Origin of the sequence: Sphingobacterium sp. G1-14, from assembly GCF_002196555.1 — a bacterium.
Classification (GTDB): Bacteria; Bacteroidota; Bacteroidia; order Sphingobacteriales; family Sphingobacteriaceae; genus Sphingobacterium; species Sphingobacterium siyangense.
This window is the reverse complement of sequence record NZ_CP021381.1, coordinates 627869-647436: the sequence shown is the minus strand read 5'-3', so window position 1 is coordinate 647436 and position 19568 is coordinate 627869. Positions and strand designations below refer to the sequence as shown.

General features: G+C 44.0%; 9 protein-coding genes, 2 tRNA genes and 3 rRNA genes. 3 read left to right on the top strand and 11 right to left on the bottom strand.

What is annotated here, in order from left to right; genetic code table 11:
* The first annotated feature begins 102 nt into the window (after nt 1-102).
* Nucleotides 103-2922, top strand: a complete 2820-nt coding sequence (gene carB / locus CBM24_RS02870; protein ID WP_088160142.1) for a carbamoyl-phosphate synthase large subunit — start codon at nt 103-105, stop codon at nt 2920-2922.
* Nucleotides 2923-2966: 44 nt separating this feature from the next.
* On the opposite strand, the gene CBM24_RS02865 is transcribed toward carB, so the two are convergent.
* From CBM24_RS02865 to CBM24_RS02825, 8 genes are all read right to left on the bottom strand, one after another.
* Nucleotides 2967-3857 carry a formylglycine-generating enzyme family protein gene (locus CBM24_RS02865; protein ID WP_232475668.1) on the bottom strand — a complete coding sequence of 297 codons (891 nt, stop codon included), beginning with the start codon at nt 3855-3857 and terminating at the stop codon, nt 2967-2969.
* Nucleotides 3858-4073: 216 nt separating this feature from the next.
* Entirely contained in the window at nt 4074-5480 is a 1407-nt protein-coding gene (locus tag CBM24_RS02860) for a Gfo/Idh/MocA family protein (RefSeq protein ID WP_232475667.1), read from the bottom strand.
* Between the two features lie 1022 nt (nt 5481-6502).
* A 5S ribosomal RNA gene (gene rrf / locus CBM24_RS02855) occupies nt 6503-6614 on the bottom strand.
* 117 nt (nt 6615-6731) lie between these two features.
* Nucleotides 6732-9613: ribosomal RNA gene (locus tag CBM24_RS02850) — 23S ribosomal RNA — on the bottom strand.
* A 227-nt stretch (nt 9614-9840) separates the two neighbouring features.
* Nucleotides 9841-9914 (bottom strand) — tRNA-Ala (locus tag CBM24_RS02845).
* Nucleotides 9915-9925: 11 nt separating this feature from the next.
* Nucleotides 9926-9999: transfer RNA gene (locus tag CBM24_RS02840), tRNA-Ile, on the bottom strand.
* Between the two features lie 121 nt (nt 10000-10120).
* A 16S ribosomal RNA gene (locus tag CBM24_RS02835) occupies nt 10121-11650 on the bottom strand.
* Together the 16S, 23S and 5S rRNA genes with 2 tRNA genes alongside form the textbook arrangement of a ribosomal RNA operon.
* Before the next feature lie 1313 nt (nt 11651-12963).
* Entirely contained in the window at nt 12964-14136 is a 1173-nt protein-coding gene (locus tag CBM24_RS02825; protein WP_088160138.1) for an acyl-CoA dehydrogenase family protein, read from the bottom strand.
* Between the two features lie 125 nt (nt 14137-14261).
* Between CBM24_RS02825 and CBM24_RS02820 the strand changes: the two genes are divergently transcribed.
* Entirely contained in the window at nt 14262-15791 is a 1530-nt protein-coding gene (locus tag CBM24_RS02820; protein ID WP_088160137.1) for an aldehyde dehydrogenase family protein, read from the top strand.
* Nucleotides 15792-15810: 19 nt separating this feature from the next.
* Nucleotides 15811-17100 (top strand): L-lysine 6-transaminase, encoded by a 1290-nt coding sequence (gene lat, locus CBM24_RS02815; protein ID WP_088160136.1) that lies wholly within the window; start codon nt 15811-15813, stop codon nt 17098-17100.
* 60 nt (nt 17101-17160) lie between these two features.
* Here lat and CBM24_RS02810 read toward each other — a convergent pair whose 3' ends face one another.
* The 3 genes from CBM24_RS02810 to CBM24_RS02800 form a co-directional block, all read right to left on the bottom strand.
* Complete coding sequence (locus tag CBM24_RS02810) at nt 17161-17928, bottom strand: suppressor of fused domain protein (RefSeq protein ID WP_198386028.1); 768 nt, start codon at nt 17926-17928, stop codon at nt 17161-17163.
* 78 nt (nt 17929-18006) lie between these two features.
* Entirely contained in the window at nt 18007-18411 is a 405-nt protein-coding gene (locus tag CBM24_RS02805; RefSeq protein WP_157698359.1) for an energy transducer TonB, read from the bottom strand.
* Nucleotides 18412-18526: 115 nt separating this feature from the next.
* Nucleotides 18527-19510: a hypothetical protein gene (locus tag CBM24_RS02800; protein WP_088160133.1), complete on the bottom strand. Its 984-nt coding sequence runs from the start codon at nt 19508-19510 to the stop codon at nt 18527-18529.
* Nucleotides 19511-19568 lie beyond the last annotated feature (58 nt).

Below are 19568 nucleotides of genomic sequence, written 5' to 3'. Positions count from 1 at the left end.
GCACTCCGACAAAGCAGTCGGAATGACCCTTCCCCATGAGCTACTTTTGATTGTCTTTGCTCAGATTTACAATAGGAAATTTAATTTTTTGAACTAGATATAATGCCAAGAAACACTTCCATTAAGTCGGTTTTAATCATCGGATCAGGTCCCATCGTTATCGGTCAAGCTTGTGAATTTGATTATTCTGGATCTCAAGCATCTCTTTCATTGAAAGAAGAAGGTATTGAAGTATCCATCATCAACTCAAACCCTGCAACAATCATGACGGACAAAGTTGTTGCAGACAATGTCTACTTACTTCCATTAACATGCGAAAGTATTGAAGAAATTTTGCAAAAACACAACATTGACGCTGTACTTCCTACCATGGGTGGCCAGACTGCTTTGAACTTATGTATCGAAGCTTCTAACCTAGGTCTTTGGGAAAAATACAACGTAAAAGTTATCGGTGTTGATGTTGCTGCCATTGAAAAAACTGAAAACCGTGAAGAATTCCGTCAATTAATGGTTGATATCGGTGTGGGCGTTGCAACATCCAAAATTGCAAACTCATTCCTTGAAGGTAAAGAAGCGGCACAAGAAATTGGCTATCCGCTTGTTATACGTCCATCTTATACTCTTGCAGGTACAGGAGGTGGATTTGTTCACAGAAAAGAAGATTTTGACGCAGCCTTAAATAGAGGTTTACATGCTTCACCAACACACGAAGTTTTGGTAGAGCAAGCGGTATTGGGCTGGAAAGAATTTGAGTTGGAATTACTTCGTGATACCAACGACAATGTTATCATCATCTGTACCATTGAAAACTTCGATCCAATGGGTATCCACACTGGAGACTCAATCACTGTTGCACCGGGCATGACATTGTCAGACAAATGTTATCAAGACATGCGTAATCAGGCTATTCTGATGATGCGTTCAATTGGTACATTTGCAGGTGGTTGTAACGTTCAGTTCTCTGTAAACCCAGAAAACGAAGAAATTATTGCCATCGAAATCAATCCACGTGTATCACGCTCTTCGGCTTTAGCATCGAAAGCAACGGGTTATCCAATTGCGAAGATTGCTGCTAAATTGGCGATTGGTTACAACTTGGATGAATTGCAAAATCAGATCACAAAGACAACATCCGCATATTTTGAACCAACATTAGACTATGTGATCGTTAAGATCCCTCGTTTCAACTTCGATAAATTCAAAGGAGCAAACAAGGAATTAGGTCTACAGATGAAAGCAGTAGGTGAAGTAATGGCAATCGGCCGTACATTTATCGAAGCTTTACAGAAAGCTTGTCAATCATTGGAGACTGGCCGCGCTGGTTTAGGTGCTGACGGTCGTCAATGGAGAAACCTTGACGAGATCATGGACAGTTTGGAACATCCAAGTGGTGACCGTTTATTCCATATCAAAGATGCTTTCGAATTAGGTGTTCCTTTGGAATCTATCCGTAAGGCAACACGTATCGACAAATGGTTCTTAGTACAGATCCAAGAGTTGGTACACCTTGAGCAAGAATTACGTCGTTATCAATTGAATAATATTCCACGCGATTTCTTCATGACCTTAAAGCAAAAAGGTTATTCAGATGTACAAATCGCATGGTTACTAGGAAATGTAACAGAGGATCAAGTTTACGATCGTCGTAAGGAGCTAGGTATCAACCGTGTTTACAAAATGGTAGATACTTGTGCTGCAGAATTCCCTGCACAAACACCATACTACTATTCAACTTTCGAAGAAGAAAACGAATCAATCTCTTCAGATAGAAAGAAAATCATCGTTTTAGGCTCAGGTCCTAACCGTATCGGTCAGGGTATCGAGTTCGATTACTCCTGTGTACACGGTTTATTGGCGGCTAAAGAATGTGGTTACGAAGCGATTATGGTTAACTGTAACCCGGAGACTGTATCGACAGACTTCAATATGGCTGACAAATTATACTTCGAGCCCGTATTCTGGGAGCATGTACGTGAGATCATCGAATTAGAAAAACCAGAAGGTGTTATCGTTCAGTTGGGTGGACAAACAGCCCTTAAAATGGCTGAGCGTCTAGAGCAACTTGGCGTAAAAATCATCGGTACTTCATTTGAGAATATGGACTTGGCAGAAGACCGTGGCCGTTTCTCCGATCTACTGAAAGAATTGGAAATTCCATATCCAAGATACGGTGTGGCAACTTCAGCAGAAGAAGCATTACAAGTTGCAAACGAAGTTGGATATCCAGTATTGGTTCGTCCTTCTTACGTATTGGGTGGACAAGGCATGAGCATTGTTATCAACGATGAAGATCTAGAAAAAGCTGTTGTCAACTTGTTGAAAAACCTTCCTGGAAACCATATCCTGATCGACCACTTCCTGGATCGTGCAGAAGAAGCTGAATCAGATTCAATCTGTGATGGTGAAGATGTACACATCATTGGTATGATGGAACATATTGAACCTGCCGGTATCCACTCAGGAGACTCTTCAGCTGTATTGCCTCCATTTGGCCTATCACAAGCTGTTCAGGATAAAATGGAAGAATATTCCGTTAAACTAGCAAAAGCATTGAACGTAAGAGGTCTATTAAACATTCAGTTTGCTGTAAAAGGTGAAAATGTATATGTTATCGAGGCTAATCCACGCGCATCACGTACGGTTCCTTTCATCGCTAAAGCTTATGATGTTCCTTACATCAATATTGCAACTAAGGTTATGTTGGGTGTTAATAAATTGAAAGACTTTACAATAGAACGTAAACTGAAAGGATACGCGATTAAAGAACCTGTATTCTCTTTCAATAAATTCCCTGAAGTAGACAAGCAATTAGGCCCTGAGATGAAATCAACTGGTGAAGCAATTCGCTTTATCAAAGATCTTCAGGATCCTTATTTCAGAGAATTGTACAATCAAAAATCAATGTTTTTGAATGCACAATAAGACATATCAATAAAATAGAAAAGGCTTGCAAATGCAAGCCTTTTCTATTTTATATCTTTTACACAGCGGAAGCCAACATTATTTGTCGGACTGTTAACCTCCCCTTTTCCTCTGCTTCCGGCTTTATACCTTTCGCAATATTGATCATTGCAAAGAAATGACCCTCCCCGCTGAACGCGTTTTTCAAGATTTGGTTCCTGCGGATCATAAGAATCTTGTGGTCCTTTGGGGTTAGCAGTTGTACTATGCTGATAATAATCGGGTCTATAAAAATCAGCACACCATTCCCACACATTCCCTTCCATATCGTACAGTCCCAACGCATTTGCCTGAAATGATTTTACAGGCGCAGTCCCCTCAAAGCCATCCTCCTTTGAATCTTGTACAGGAAATTTTCCCTGGTAAATATTGGCGGTCCATTTACCATTAGGCTTCAAGTCCTTGCCCCAATAATACAAGTCATCGTTTGCATCTTTACGTCCTCTAGCCGCATATTCCCACTCCGCTTCTGTAGGTAATCGTTTACCTGCCCATTTCGCGTAAGCTGCAGCATCTTCATAGGCAACCTGAACAACCGGATGATTCATTTTATCCTTTATCGAGCTATTCGGTCCCTCGGGATGTTGCCAGTTTGCACCAGGGACATACTCCCACCACATCAGATAATTGTTTAATGAATTGAGTTCTTTAGGTTTGGAAAATACAGCCGATCCCGGAACTAACATTTTGGGGTCCACCCCTGGAAAATCTTTCGGATCCAGTTCCCGCTCAGCAACAGTTACATAACCTGTCTCCTTTACAAACTGCGCAAACTGTGCATTTGTGACCTCATGTTCGTCCATATAAAATGAGTTCAGTTGCACCTGATGTAAAGGCTTACTATCTTCAAAATTCGAACTTCCCATCAAAAATTTGCCCCCTTCGACTAATATCATCTTGTCCGTAGTCTTACTTTTTAACTGCGCAATTTGGGATTTTATCAGACCTGCGCGCGTAGGTATATTTTCCCCAACACAACAGGAAAGTGTATCCTTGGTGGAAAATAACGATAAACAGGTAATTAGAGTCAGATTGAATAACATAATTAAAGATAAACATAAAAGGGGAACAATAAAAAGTTCCCCTTCAATAAGTCATTTTATATAAGAGGGCTATACGCCCAGTTGTATATTTTCTTTTTTCGCTGATCTAGCACGAATAGGCGTATTTCCACCGCCTTTTAACGTGATTTCTACCGGCGTATTATTTTTCCATGCACCCTTTGTGAAATCCGGTACATCAACTGTTTTACAGTTCTTTTCTACAGATTCAAAACTCAATGGCACGATACAGCTCCATGAAGCAGCATCATAGACATCCTGGTCCAAAGGTAATCCGTTGCGCAAACAGTCTATCAGACGCCAGTCCATCATAAAATCCATCCCACCGTGTCCACCAACCTGTTTTGCCTGCTCACCAATATATTTTACCAATTCTGGTGTGTATTTATCGTACAGTTCTTTTAATTTCTGTTCTGTAATGAATTCATGGCCAAAAGCAATATTCTCCGTAGGGTACTTTTGCGCAAATCCTTTCGTACCGCTCAGTGTATGCAGCCTAGAGTAAGGTCTAGGAGAAGTAACATCATGCTGCAGCATAATCGTTTTTCCTTTTGCGGTGCGGATAAGCGTTGTATTCATATTACCACGGTATTTCTTTCCGACAAATTCCTGAAAAAAAGAATCCTTGGCCGCTAGCTCTTTTGCTTTTTCTCCCATCATAAAATCATTGGAAGACATTGCCACAAGATGATCCATCTTATCCCCTCTATTGATATTTAAGCATTGTGCCACAGGCCCAAGACCATGAGTAGGATATAGATTTCCATTTAATTTTATATTTTCTCTCAGGCGCCACATGTTATCATAGCCATTCTTTGCAAAATTAAGATCCAGCAAATCGTGAATATAAGCACCCTCGGCATGAACGAGTTCGCCAAACAAGCCTTGGCGCACCATATTCAATGTCAGCATTTCGAAGAAATCATAACAGCAATTTTCCAGCATCATACAATGCTTTTTAGTCGCTTCAGATGTCTTCACGACCTCCCAACAATCTTTGATCGTCAAAGCGATCGGCACTTCACAAGCCACATGATTACCCGCTTTCATCGCGGCAATACTCATCGGAGTATGATAATCCCAAGGCGTACAAATATAGACCAGATCGAGTTTCTCTTCTTTCAACAGGGATTTCCAACCATCTTCACCTGAATACGCTTTCGGAGCTGTTAGACCTTTCGATGTAACGATTTTTGTTGCGCGCTCAACCCGATCCGGATGTTTGTCGCAAAGTGCGACAATTTCGCATCCCTCAATAAAGGACAACCGTTCAACAGCACCAGGACCGCGCATGCCCAGTCCAATCACTGCTACTCTGACTTTATCAATTTTTGGAGCTGCATAGCCACACATATTAAACGACCCTGCTGCCGTATTGGCATTGACCAAAGTAGGAAGTGAAACAGCCAGTGATGACAATATTCCGGCCTTTTTTAGAAAATCTCTTCTAGAATCCATAATTTAAAGTTCATATAAATTTAAAGGGACCAATTGGTCCCTCTAAAAAATCACCTATTTTAAAACAAACTAAACAGTCAATAGAAAAATCCTTTTGGATTGGATTTATATTTGGTTCTCATGTAAGAACTTAATCTCTATAACAATAATATAACACTTTTTTCTAAATAAAAAATGAAACTTGAAAGCAATCGTTTGCTTAATCTACACAAACGATTGCCTAATTTTTTATCTTCGTTGTTTTTCAATCGATATTCACTAGCCACAAAGTTTTCAATAATGAAATCCTTGATGGGGATAACAGTCATCACAGCCGTTTACTCTAGCAGGGAATATCGAGCTGCATTTGCTATCGTTATACAATTGTAAATACACAAAGGTATAGCTGCAGGTATAATGTTATATTACGTTCCTGATCGGGATGTGTAAATAAGAAGATCAAGTTATGTGGTTAATGACATTTGCCAATAAAGCTTAATAATAGAGTAGAATAGCTGTATAGCATGTAATACTGAGAGCTATATCTGTAACCATTACCTGAATACTTCCCAACAGTCGGACAGCATATACAACTGCTTATTAAAAGTAGCTACTGCAAGGCCAATTGATATACAGCAATACGATACAGATGAAAAACAATATAGCTTGACAAGGATAGTAGCAGGACAGGATATCCCCCAATAATTACGAGTAGCCCTTGCAGTACTTACCGATATGTGGTTATAGGACACTGGTGAAAAGCAATAAGGTTTGACACGGTCAGTGAAGGCTGTATGAGTGCTGTCCACTGGATTACAATTCCCCTCGGCTACAAGGATGCTCCATACCACTGAGAACAGTGACAGTTGTGGTTGCAGGACTGCTACCGTTTGCGGAACAGCTACCGATGGGCCGGGCTCACCGATGGTCCTGTGCTGCGATAACCGATAGGCGGAGGATATGCCATAGCCTGTACATGGAAATACGGAAGTACTTAAACGAAAGAAGCCCTTGACTGTTTCCAGCAAGGGCTTCCGTGTAAAAAAAGGCACCGACCTACTCTCCCACCTGTTACGGCAATACCATCGGCTCTGGCGGGCTTGACTGCTCTGTTCGGAATGGGAAGAGGTAGACACCGCCGATATAGGCACCTAAAAATCTTTATTGGATGATCTATGATATTCTTCATGCCAAATGACATATGTATTGAAAGAGGTTCGTTTCCTGTTTGTTTCTTAAAAATTAAAGAGGAAGACAACAGTGTCTGTCTGCTTGAGAAAGCTTCGGGCTATTAGTACCACTTGGCTTTGGTCTCTCAACCTTTACACCTATGGCCTATCAACGTAGTCATCTTCTACGACCCTATAAGGAAGTCTCATCTCGTGGCTAGTTTCGCACTTAGATGCTTTCAGCGCTTATCTATTCCAGACGTAGCTACCCTGCCGTACACCTGGCGGCATAACAGGTTCACCAGAGGTCTGTCCAACCCGGTCCTCTCGTACTAAGGTCAGATCCACTCAAACTTCCAACGCCCACAACAGATAGGGACCGAACTGTCTCGCGACGTTCTGAACCCAGCTCGCGTGCCACTTTAATGGGCGAACAGCCCAACCCTTGGGACCTTCTCCAGCCCCAGGATGTGACGAGCCGACATCGAGGTGCCAAACCTCCCCGTCGATATGAGCTCTTGGGGGAGATCAGCCTGTTATCCCCAGCGTACCTTTTATCCTTTGAGCGATGGCCCTTCCATACAGAACCACCGGATCACTATGTCCGTCTTTCGACCCTGTTCGACTTGTCGGTCTCACAGTCAAGCAAGCTTATGCCATTGCACTCCACGTACGGTTACCAAGCGTACTGAGCTTACCTTTGAAAGCCTCCGTTACCTTTTTGGAGGCGACCACCCCAGTCAAACTACCCACCAAACAATGTCCTCGGCATTGCCGAGTTAGAAACCGAATACAGAAAGGGCGGTATTTCAAGGTTGATTCCATGACTCCTGGCGAAGCCACTTCAACATCTCCCGCCTATCCTACACATCCTGTACCCAATCTCAATGTTAAGCTATAGTGAAGGTGCATGGGGTCTTTCCGTCCCGTTGCGGGTAATCGGCGTCTTCACCGATACCACAATTTCACCGAGCTCATGGCTGAGACAGCGCCCAGATCGTTACACCATTCGTGCAGGTCGGAACTTACCCGACAAGGAATTTCGCTACCTTAGGACCGTTATAGTTACGGCCGCCGTTTACTGGGGCTTCGATTCAATGCTTCTCTTGCGATGACATCCCCTCTTAACCTTCCAGCACCGGGCAGGTGTCAGGCCTTATACTTCATCTTGCGATTTTGCAAAGCCATATGTTTTTGTTAAACAGTCGCCTGGGCCTTTTCACTGCGGCTGCTCTTACGAGACAGCGCCCCTTCTCCCGAAGTTACAGGGCCATTTTGCCGAGTTCCTTAGCCATGACTCACTCGAGCACCTTAGGATTCTCTCCTCGACCACCTGTGTCGGTTTGCGGTACGGGTCTTCATAACCTGAAGCTTAGCGGGTTTTCTTGGAAGTCTGTTTACCTGCTCTATCAGCGCCACCGGAGCTTTGCTGTACTATTGGGTTTCAGCAGGGTCGGCGGATTTGCCTACCGTCCCTATACCTACGCCTTTCAACGAACTATTCCGTCAGTTCGCGGCAGTGTCACTACTCCGTCACCACATCGCAGTTATGAAGAGTACTGGAATATTAACCAGTTGTCCATCGGCTTGCCCCCTTCGGGTGCGCCTTAGGTCCCGACTGACCCTGATCCGATTAACGTTGATCAGGAAACCTTGGTCTTTCGGTGGGCGGGTTTCTCACCCGCCTTATCGTTACTTATGCCTACATTTGCTTTTCCATAACCTCCACAGTTCATTGCCAAACTGCTTCCCCGGCGATGGAATGCTCCCCTACCAGATGCATATCTTTCAATGCAAATCCATAGCTTCGGTACCGTTCTTGATGCCCGTTTATTATCCACGCCCGGCCGCTCGACTAGTGAGCTGTTACGCACTCTTTAAATGAATGGCTGCTTCCAAGCCAACATCCTAGCTGTCTGGGCAACCGGACCTCGTTAGTTCAACTTAGAACGAATTTGGGGACCTTAGCTGATGGTCTGGGTTCTTTCCCTCTCGGCCTTGGACCTTAGCACCCAAAGCCTCACTGCCGGCTATATTTGATAGCATTCGGAGTTCGTCTGGATTTGGTAGGATTTGACTCCCCCGCACCCAATCGGTAGCTCTACCTCTATCAAACTCTACGCCGACGCTGTTCCTAAAAACATTTCGGGGAGTACGAGCTATTTCCCAGTTTGATTGGCCTTTCACCCCTACCCTCAGGTCATCCGGAAACTTTTCAACGTTTATCGGTTCGGTCCTCCATTACATGTTACTGCAACTTCAACCTGCCCAAGGGTAGATCACAAGGTTTCGCGTCTACCTCATCTGACTATGCGCCCTATTAAGACTCGCTTTCGCTTCGGCTGCGTCCCTGAAGGACTTAACCTTGCCAGACAAGAGTAACTCGTAGGCTCATTATGCAAAAGGCACGCTGTCACAGGACCTGCCTGCTCCAACCGCTTGTAAGCACACGGTTTCAGGTTCTTTTCACTCCCCTGTTCGGGGTTCTTTTCACCTTTCCCTCACGGTACTGGTTCACTATCGGTCTCTCAGGAGTATTTAGCCTTACCAGATGGTGCTGGTGGATTCCCACAGGATTTCTCCGGTCCCGCGGTACTCAGGATACCACTATGTCAACATTCTTTACCTGTACGGGGCTCTCACCCTTATTGCGCAGTTTCCCACCTGCTTCCAGTTCATAGCGCTGTACAATGTCGTGGTCCTACAACCCCGACCATGCCGTAACATGATCGGTTTGGGCTCTTTCCCGTTCGCTCGCCACTACTTGGGAAATCATTGTTATTTTCTTCTCCTACGCCTACTTAGATGTTTCAGTTCAGCGCGTTCGCGTTTTATACGACTATTCTTCAAATAGTCAGGTTGCCCCATTCGGAAATCTCTGGATCAAGTCGCATTTGCCAATCCCCAAAGCTTATCGCAGCTTATCACGTCCTTCTTCGCCTCTGAGAGCCTAGGCATCCCCCGTGTGCCCTTATTTACTTTCTTCACCGGCATAGCCTTTTGCTACTATGCGGCTGCTTTTGATATATATACACATATGCTAGGTTCGGGATCGTCCGGCATTCACCGAGGGTCTCTCCCTTACTTCAGACACATACACGTATTGTCTCTATACTGTTGTCTTCTCTTGTAATTTTTTTTCTCTTTCAATATGTCAAAGAACTCTTTTTCCGGTATCCTGAAGTATATCTTTATATACTTCACCGGAGATGTGGAGAATAACGGATTCGAACCGTTGACCCCCTGCGTGCAAGGCAGGTGCTCTAGCCAGCTGAGCTAATTCCCCATTCGTTTTCGTAGTCCCGAGCAGATTTGAACTGCTGACCCCTACATTATCAGTGTAGTGCTCTAACCAACTGAGCTACGGGACTAGCTTATCTTGTTCATCTCTTTCTCTCGGTCCTGCTCCCTTAGGGGCGGGCACTTTCTTCTGATGTTTTTTCTTCCTGCAATCATATGTAACGTGACGAGCACCGATCTTCGATACTCTAGAAAGGAGGTATTCCAGCCGCACCTTCCGGTACGGCTACCTTGTTACGACTTAGCCCCAATTATCGGTTTTACCCTAACACGCTCCTTTCGGTAACATGCTTTAGGTACCCCCAACTTTCATGGCTTGACGGGCGGTGTGTACAAGGCCCGGGAACGTATTCACCGCGTCATTGCTGATACGCGATTACTAGCGAATCCAACTTCATGGGGTCGAGTTGCAGACCCCAATCCGAACTGTGAATGGCTTTTAGAGATTAGCATCATATTGCTATGTAGCTGCCCGCTGTACCATCCATTGTAGCACGTGTGTAGCCCCGGACGTAAGGGCCATGATGACTTGACGTCGTCCCCACCTTCCTCTCTGTTTGCACAGGCAGTCTGTTTAGAGTCCCCACCATTACATGCTGGCAACTAAACATAGGGGTTGCGCTCGTTGCGGGACTTAACCCAACACCTCACGGCACGAGCTGACGACAGCCATGCAGCACCTAGTTTCGTGTCCCGAAGGACGAGTGCGTCTCTGCACTCTTCACTAACTTTCAAGCCCGGGTAAGGTTCCTCGCGTATCATCGAATTAAACCACATGCTCCTCCGCTTGTGCGGGCCCCCGTCAATTCCTTTGAGTTTCACCCTTGCGGGCGTACTCCCCAGGTGGATAACTTAACGCTTTCGCTGGGACGCTGGCTGTCTATCGCCAACATCGAGTTATCATCGTTTAGGGCGTGGACTACCAGGGTATCTAATCCTGTTCGATCCCCACGCTTTCGTGCATCAGCGTCAATACCAGCTTAGTGAGCTGCCTTCGCAATCGGAGTTCTAAGACATATCTATGCATTTCACCGCTACTTGTCTTATTCCGCCCACTTCAAATGGATTCAAGCCCATCAGTATCAAAGGCACTGCGATGGTTGAGCCACCGTATTTCACCCCTGACTTAATAGGCCGCCTACGCACCCTTTAAACCCAATAAATCCGGATAACGCTCGGATCCTCCGTATTACCGCGGCTGCTGGCACGGAGTTAGCCGATCCTTATTCTTCCAGTACATTCAGCTAGATACACGTATCTAGGTTTATTCCTGGACAAAAGCAGTTTACAACCCATAGGGCAGTCATCCTGCACGCGGCATGGCTGGTTCAGGCTTCCGCCCATTGACCAATATTCCTTACTGCTGCCTCCCGTAGGAGTCTGGTCCGTGTCTCAGTACCAGTGTGGGGGATTCTCCTCTCAGAGCCCCTAGACATCGTCGCCTTGGTAAGCCGTTACCCTACCAACTAGCTAATGTCACGCGAGCCCATCTCTATCCTATAAATATTTAATAGCTAACCGATGCCGGTCAGAGATGTTATGCGGTGTTAATCTCTCTTTCGAGAGGCTATCCCCCTGATAGAGGTAGGTTGCTCACGCGTTACGCACCCGTGCGCCACTCTCACCATCCTCGAGCAAGCTCTCCGATGGATCCCGTCCGACTTGCATGTATTAGGCCTGCCGCTAGCGTTCATCCTGAGCCAGGATCAAACTCTCCATTGTAAAATGAAGTTTTTGATTCCAACTATTTATAATAATCAGAATTCTTTTTTTATATCTCTGATCTTGGATCGAATTGAACGAATTACTTGAATTTGTTCATGACTTTCGTTTGTCTACTCGTCACGCTTACATGATTGTGTTTTCTTAAAGAACTTTGTCGCTTCAACTTCCGTATCCGCTATATTCCGATGGGCATTGCGCCCCTCTTTATCTTTTTTGTTTTTCCCTTCGTTTCCGTTGGGACTGCAAAGGTAGAAATCTTTTCTGAACTTCCAAAAACTTTTTCAAGTTTTTTTTCTTTTCCCTTTTTTCGATTTCCGCGTTTAAAATTAAACCGGGCGGGATTTTTGATCCTGCCAGGCTTCTCTTAAACCCTTCTTTTTTCAGGGTTCCTTCTTTCAAAGCAACCGTCCCTCCCTTGCGGAGTGGTGCAAAGATAGGGAGTTTACCAACAAACTTCCAAGCCTTTTGTTCTTATTTATTTCATTTTGCCCCTAACTACCTGTAACGGTGCGAGATTCTTTTTCATTTTAGCGGCGGAAGCTGCAGAGGGAGGCGAAAAACAGCTGATCCTGCACCCGAAATGGGGACAGGGAAGCACGCGGCTCCGTGAAATGGGCTCCCCCGAGGTTTAACGGAGGGATTTCAGCACCGGCGGCAGGGGCAAACATAAGCAGCCGGGACCGGGGTACAAGGCCAAGCAGATGGACGAGCAGATATTGGTAAGGCAGGAATACCTCCTTTTATAGCTATACTTTCTTACCTGTTTACTTAGGGTTAGTTTAGGGTTTAGTTAGGGTTAGTTTAGGTATAGTATAGGTATAAGCTAATCAAAACCTAACTTAATGCTAAGCTAAGTATAAACAAAAGCTAAACTAAAGAATAAGAAGTTCAGAATTATTTTTATCGAGAGGGTAACTAGGGGTCTGCTCGGAGGTAGGCCTCCGGCTGCCGCGCAGGATCTGGGGGAACCTCCTGTTCCGCTCTCCACAGGCTTCGTGCCATGTTCGGGGAAGATTTGCACTGACTCCGTGTTTTGTCCGTGTTGAGTCCGTGTTCCGTCCGACCCCGACATGGAGACAGAACCCGCTCACGATAGACACACCTTGCTCACAGGGCGAACCTAAGACCTATCTAAACCCTGTCCAGGCTCTTTCAGAGTCAAACATGAGTCGCACCGCAGCCGAAAACAAGTCGAACTGGATCCGACCCCCTGCCCTAGAAATAACAAAGAATAACCAAAAAACAACAAACACTCGGACTAGCATAGGATACATAAGCCTAAAAGCTCCGTTCCGCAACAAAAGTTTACATTACGAAAAAGCGTTCAGCCCCGTAATATCTTGTCCCGTGATTAATAAATGAATATCATGTGTCCCTTCATAGGTAACTACAGACTCTAGGTTCATCATATGCCGCATAATAGGAAAATCACCCACTATCCCCATTCCGCCAAGGATCTGCCTGGATTCACGCGCAATCTGCAGCGCCATATTCACATTGTTCCGCTTTGCCATGGAGATTTGCTGTGGAGTAGCACGTCCCTCATTTTTGAGCTGCCCTAAACGCCACGACAACAACTGCGCCTTGGTAATTTCCGTCAGAAATTCCGCTAGCTTCTTTTGCTGCAATTGAAAACCAGCAATTGGTTTATCAAACTGATGTCGCTCCAAAGCGTATTGAACCGCAGTTTCATAACAGTCTATTGCTGCTCCGATCACTCCCCATGAAATTCCATAGCGGGCCGAATTCAAACAGGAAAGCGGTCCACGCATTGAATTTACAGCAGGAAGCACATTTTCCGCAGGGATATAAACATCATGAAAAACCAATTCCCCTGTTTTGGAAGCGCGCAAAGACCATTTATGCAGGGTCTCTGGCGTTTCAAAACCAGCCATTCCACGTTCAACAATTACTCCCCGCACCTTTCCGGCCTCATCTCGTGCCCAAACGACAGCAATATCGCAGACAGGCGAATTTGTAATCCACATTTTGGCTCCATTCAATAAAAAACCATCTCCTTTTGCCGTCAATTTCGTTTCCATTCCCCCCGGATCAGATCCATGATTAGGCTCAGTAAGCCCAAAAGAACCGACCAACTCGCCCGATGCTAACCGCGGCAAATATTTACGACGCTGCTCCTCGCTACCATAGGTATAAATCGGAAACATCACCAAAGAGGATTGCACCGATGCCGCCGAACGAATTGCCGAATCACCGGCTTCCAATTCCTGCATAATCAAGCCATAGGAAATCTGATCCAATCCCGCCCCGCCATATTCAGCAGGAATATAAGGCCCTAAAGCTCCAATTGCTCCCAATTTAGGCATCAATCCCGCAATAGCACGGTGCTCCTGCGCCGCGTCTTCAATGAAAGGCTTAATCTCTGTGTTCACAAAATCACGGACAGACTGCCGTATCAGTTTATGTTCTTCGGACAATAAATCGTCCACCTGGTAATAATCGATATTAATTTGTTTGATCATGATATAGTCTACATTAGCTTATCTAAGATAACGATTATTTTCCACTGAACAATATTCAGCACAAACTTGTCATTAAAAAATTTATTTCATATATTTAAACTAATCCACGAATAAAATAAACCATTATGATACAAGCAGCGCTTAAAACACTTGGAATATCTTCTCAGAATTTAGGATCATCAACTGGACAACAATGGTTTTCCGAGGGTAAAGAATTCGAATCCTTTTCACCTGTCGATGGAAAGCTCATCGCAAAAATAAAAGGCAGCAATCGTCAGGACTACGAAGCGGTCATTAAGCAAGCCGGAGATGCTTTTTTACAATGGCGCCTACTACCTGCCCCAAAAAGAGGAGATATCGTTCGCCAATTGGGTGACAAGCTCCGTGAACTTAAACCCATTCTCGGAAAATTAGTTTCCTATGAAATGGGTAAATCTTACCAAGAAGGCATGGGGGAAGTGCAAGAGATGATCGATATCTGCGACTTCGCGTTAGGCCTATCTCGCCAACTGTATGGTAACACCATCCATTCGGAACGCCCCGGGCACCGCATGTACGACCAATATCATCCTTTGGGCGTTGTAGGTATTATTACAGCATTTAACTTTCCGGTGGCGGTATGGGCATGGAACACCGCCCTCGCACTGGTCTGCGGCAACACTGTCGTCTGGAAACCCAGCGAAAAAACACCGCTATGTGCCATAGCTTGCCAAAAATTACTTGCAGAAATCCTACACAGCAACGGGCTGCCCGAGGGAATATCCAACCTCGTCATGGGCGACAGAGAAGTTGGCGAGTGGCTTTCGGCAGACAACCGCATCGCTTTGATTTCTGCAACAGGATCCACGCGCATGGGAAAAGAAGTCGCCGTCGCCGTAGCACAACGCCTCGGTAAAACACTTTTGGAACTCGGTGGAAACAATGCAATCATCGTTACTCCAGACGCAGACTTAAAAATGACCATCATCGGTGCTGTATTTGGTGCCGTAGGTACAGCCGGACAACGCTGTACAAGCACCCGAAGACTTATTATCCATGAGCACATTTATGACAATGTCAAAAAACAACTGACCAAAGCTTATGGTCAGTTAAAAATTGGTGACCCTTTGGACACGAAAAATCATGTAGGACCATTGATTGACAAAGCCGCCGTAAAATCATACTTAAACGCACTGGACAAAATTAAAACACAGGGGGGAAAAATGCTGATCAAGGGAAAGGTACTTGAAGGCAAGGGCTATGAAAGTGGCTGTTATGTACAGCCTGTTATTGCCGAAGTCGAAAATCATTATGAAATCGTACAGCATGAGACCTTTGCCCCTATTCTTTACTTAATCAAATACAAGGGAGATATCAGTGCGGCCATAGACCTACAAAACAGCGTCGCACAGGGATTGTCTTCTGCCGTCATGACGAACAACCTAAGGGAAGCCGAGCTATTTCTGAGTGCTGCTGGCTCTGATTGCGGTATCGCCAACGTCAATATCGGCACATCAGGAGCCGAAATCGGAGGTGCTTTTGGAGGCGAAAAGGAGACTGGCGGAGGTCGGGAATCTGGGTCAGATGCCTGGAAAGCCTATATGCGCCGTCAGACAAATACCATCAATTATACGACTGACCTACCTTTGGCACAAGGTATCAAATTTGATTTATAAACCATTTACACACAAAATTATGAGCAACGTACATGAAAGATTAAGCAAACATATATTGGCCGATGGATTTCCTTTGGTTATGGATATGGAAAAATCCCATGGTTCTTATGTCGTGGATGAAAATGGGGATGAATACCTCGATATGTTCAGTATGTTTGCTTCTATGGCCGTGGGTTACAATCATCCACATTTGGTCGAACAACGTGACTTCTTAGGCAAAATGGCCGTCAATAAGCCAGCCATGTCTGATATTTACCCAAAAGAGTTTGCTGATTTTGTCGACACTTTTGACCGCGTAGCCATACCGAAAGAACTCTCCTATGCCTTTTTCATATCAGGCGGAACACTCGCCGTGGAAAATGCTTTAAAAGCTGCCTTTGACTGGAAAACAAGGCTTAATTTTGCACAGGGAATACAAAAGGAAGCCAGCCAGGTCATTCACTTTAAACAGGCTTTTCATGGCAGATCCGGTTATACCCTGTCCTTAACAAATACACAAGACCCCAGAAAATACCTTTATTTTCCAAAGTTCAACTGGCCACGCATTACCAATCCGAAGTTGAGCTACCCCTTAACAAGCGAACATATTGAGCAGACCATTACTTTGGAGGAAAAGGCTGTCTCAGAAATACGCCAAGCCCTTGCCGCCAACCCCAACGATATCGCCTGTATCATTATTGAACCGATACAGGGCGAAGGTGGCGACAACCATTTTCGAAAGGAATTTTTCGTACAGCTTCGTCAAATCTGTGATGAAAATCAGATCCTATTGATTTTTGACGAAGTACAGACCGGATTGGGCATTACGGGGAAAATGTGGGCTTACCAACATTACAACGTAATTCCCGATATCATTGCCTTCGGCAAAAAAGCACAGGTATGTGGTATACTGGCGAGTAAGGAAAAATTTGATCAGGTGGAACATCATGTCTTTAAAGAGTCCAGTCGTATCAATTCAACATTTGGTGGTGATTTTATGGATATGCTCCGCTTTAAATTAATTCTTGAAGTCATAGAACAAGAAAATCTCGTTCAAAATGCAGCAGAAAAAGGGCACTATCTACAAGATAAGCTCCAGGAACTGCTAGTGAAAAAACCGCAGCTGTCCAATTTACGAGGAGAGGGTTTATTCGTTGCATTGGATTTCACATCGGAAGCTGCACGCAATGAATTTATCAAAAATGCCTATGCAAATAAACTGATTATGTTAGGCTGTGGAGAGAAAAGTATACGTTTTAGACCGCACCTTAATGTGAGTTATGAGGATATCAATAAAACGATAGCAATTATAGAAAAGAGTATTTCCTAAAAAATAAGCAATGCTAAAAAGCTTCAATGTAGCCTATAGTATTGCTTATTTTTTTATAAACTATCTATCTCTACATACATTGGGACGGTCAATATCGACCAGTTCTGAAATTCCATACTCATCAAACAGGTCTAAGAGTGCATCTGTACCCTCTTCAAGTTTGTAATCCATCTCTTCTTTATATACAGGGATCATTGCATAAAAATTGATCAGATTACCATCTTTGGTCTTTAACTCCAAAAATTCCTCATCAAAACTTAGCATAGGTGGAAGCAGCAACATACAACCGAAACCTGTATTTGCAATATCCTCGGCTTCCATCCCATTGGGAATGGTATGCCCATATCCCAACCAGGTTTTGTACTCATGTGGAAACCGCGCTAATCTTTTCAAAAAGTAGACCGGCCAATAATTGTTGTCATCCTGAAATTCCTCTTCTCCGATCTTCCAATCTGCGGGCAACACGACCATCAGCTCCGCCCGTTCATAAGACTCTTTGTTTTCCACTTCATCTGGAACATGCATAGCCAAATCACTCATGCCTGAAGTAACCAATATATGGAATGGATAGTTTGCACTTGGTTTAATCCAATGCACATCGATATGAACAAGTTCGGAGATAATTTCATGGAACACCATATCGGGTTCGGCAATATATTTGGTCAAATGCTCCTCGATTTCATCCAGATAAACACATTGTACCTCCGGAAATAGGTTTTTTGGATCCTTATCATCAGATTGATCTTCATAACGGTAGACCGTAGACCCTCCAGCAGTAATTTCTGTATCTTTTTTTTCGGACGGAGATTCTTCCTCTTCGCCGCTCATAATTTTTTTGACTTTATCCCAAAATGACATATTATCTTATAAATGGTGAAAATTTTAGCGATTATTTTCTATTCAAATTTATTCAATTACAGCTACTACAGGCTGTCTAAATCTTGTTTTAACTGGTTTTCCTTTGACCTGTCCCGGCATCCATTGTGGCGATCTGCGCATAGCAGACAACACAGCCTTTGCAAACTCGGGACTCACTTTATCGGGATTCTCGATTTCAATATTACAGATCGCTCCATCTTCACAAACAATAAATTTCAGCATTGCCGTCTGCCGAGATCCATATTTTGCATAGGCCACACTGTCCATTGCCCTGATTGTTCCCGACAAATCCAGGTTATTTTGCAAAAATCTGGACCAGGCCACCACCCCGCCCTTGAAATAGGGAAAATCATCAACGTGCTGTGCAATACTGTCTGCAGGAATATCCCGTTTAGCAATCACTTGTGCACTTGCAGAAGTACACAATACCATAAAAAGTAGAATTGAAAAAAAAGTCTTAAATCCCGTTAAATACATAATCTATCCTATCCATAATCGTACCATTTAACGCTTGTATAAGATAATTTATTGCTTTAAATCCTCCGGACTAATTGAGCGGCATAGCAACCTCTGCATTAAACGCCCCTGTTTCATCAACAAGAAAACTGATCGGATGCTCCGGATTTTTAATAATCTCGAATAAAGTCAATCCCCAAGGTTTCCAAAAATTTTCCAAAACTTGGCCATAAGTCTTATTTTGCCAATGATCAAAGATAGGTTTCATCGACATATCCGCTAATGGCATAGGTTCAACATAGACTTTTTGCGGGGTGTTTAGATAGGTATAATCTGGCAGACGATTAAATAAGTAGGCTGAATAAAAATAGCGTGCACACAATTCTTCAAACTGGATCGGGTGTAATGTTTTGCCCGCAATGACTTTGAGAATATCTTCGTGATAAATATTGTTTGTCGCATTATCTTGAAGACAGGCAACTACAGCAAAGTCCTTCATACGGATCGAGAAGATCAATGTATTGATTTCATCACGATACATAAATGTATCCGGTGCATTCTCAACAGGTACAACAACCAATGAAAATGGGAATGTATTTTCAAACTCCATCGGTACAACCAGAGACTGTAACATCGCATGTAGATTCGTAAAACGCTGTGCAAGCGCCTGAGAAAAGTTCATATCTTCACCAGAAGCTTTTTGCTGCTGAATTCCCGCAAGAATTTCATTAAAAACCACCCCATAGATGATTTTTGTCATCCATTGAAACAATAGTAATGGATCCAGCTGTTTGACGGCTTCATAGCCTTGTTCAAACGACTGTTCTACCGCACGCTCCATTTGCTCAATAGCTTCGGCTGCAGCCATGGAACACGGTAGTTTCAACGATTTGTAAGTAACCAGATTCTCATCCAGCATTTTAAAAGGTTTATCTTCCAATTGAAAAGATTTCATCATCCATACAGGAAACACCTGAATGGATTCTTCTTCCGACTGAAGCTTATTCCCTGTTAAAAAACAAATATCTGAATCAAACTGAAATTGTTTGAATGGATTATACAAAGTTGTCGCCATAATGCTGGCAAAGTTAAAACAAATCGAAAAGTCCGCAAGAAAAGCAAATTCTTATTAC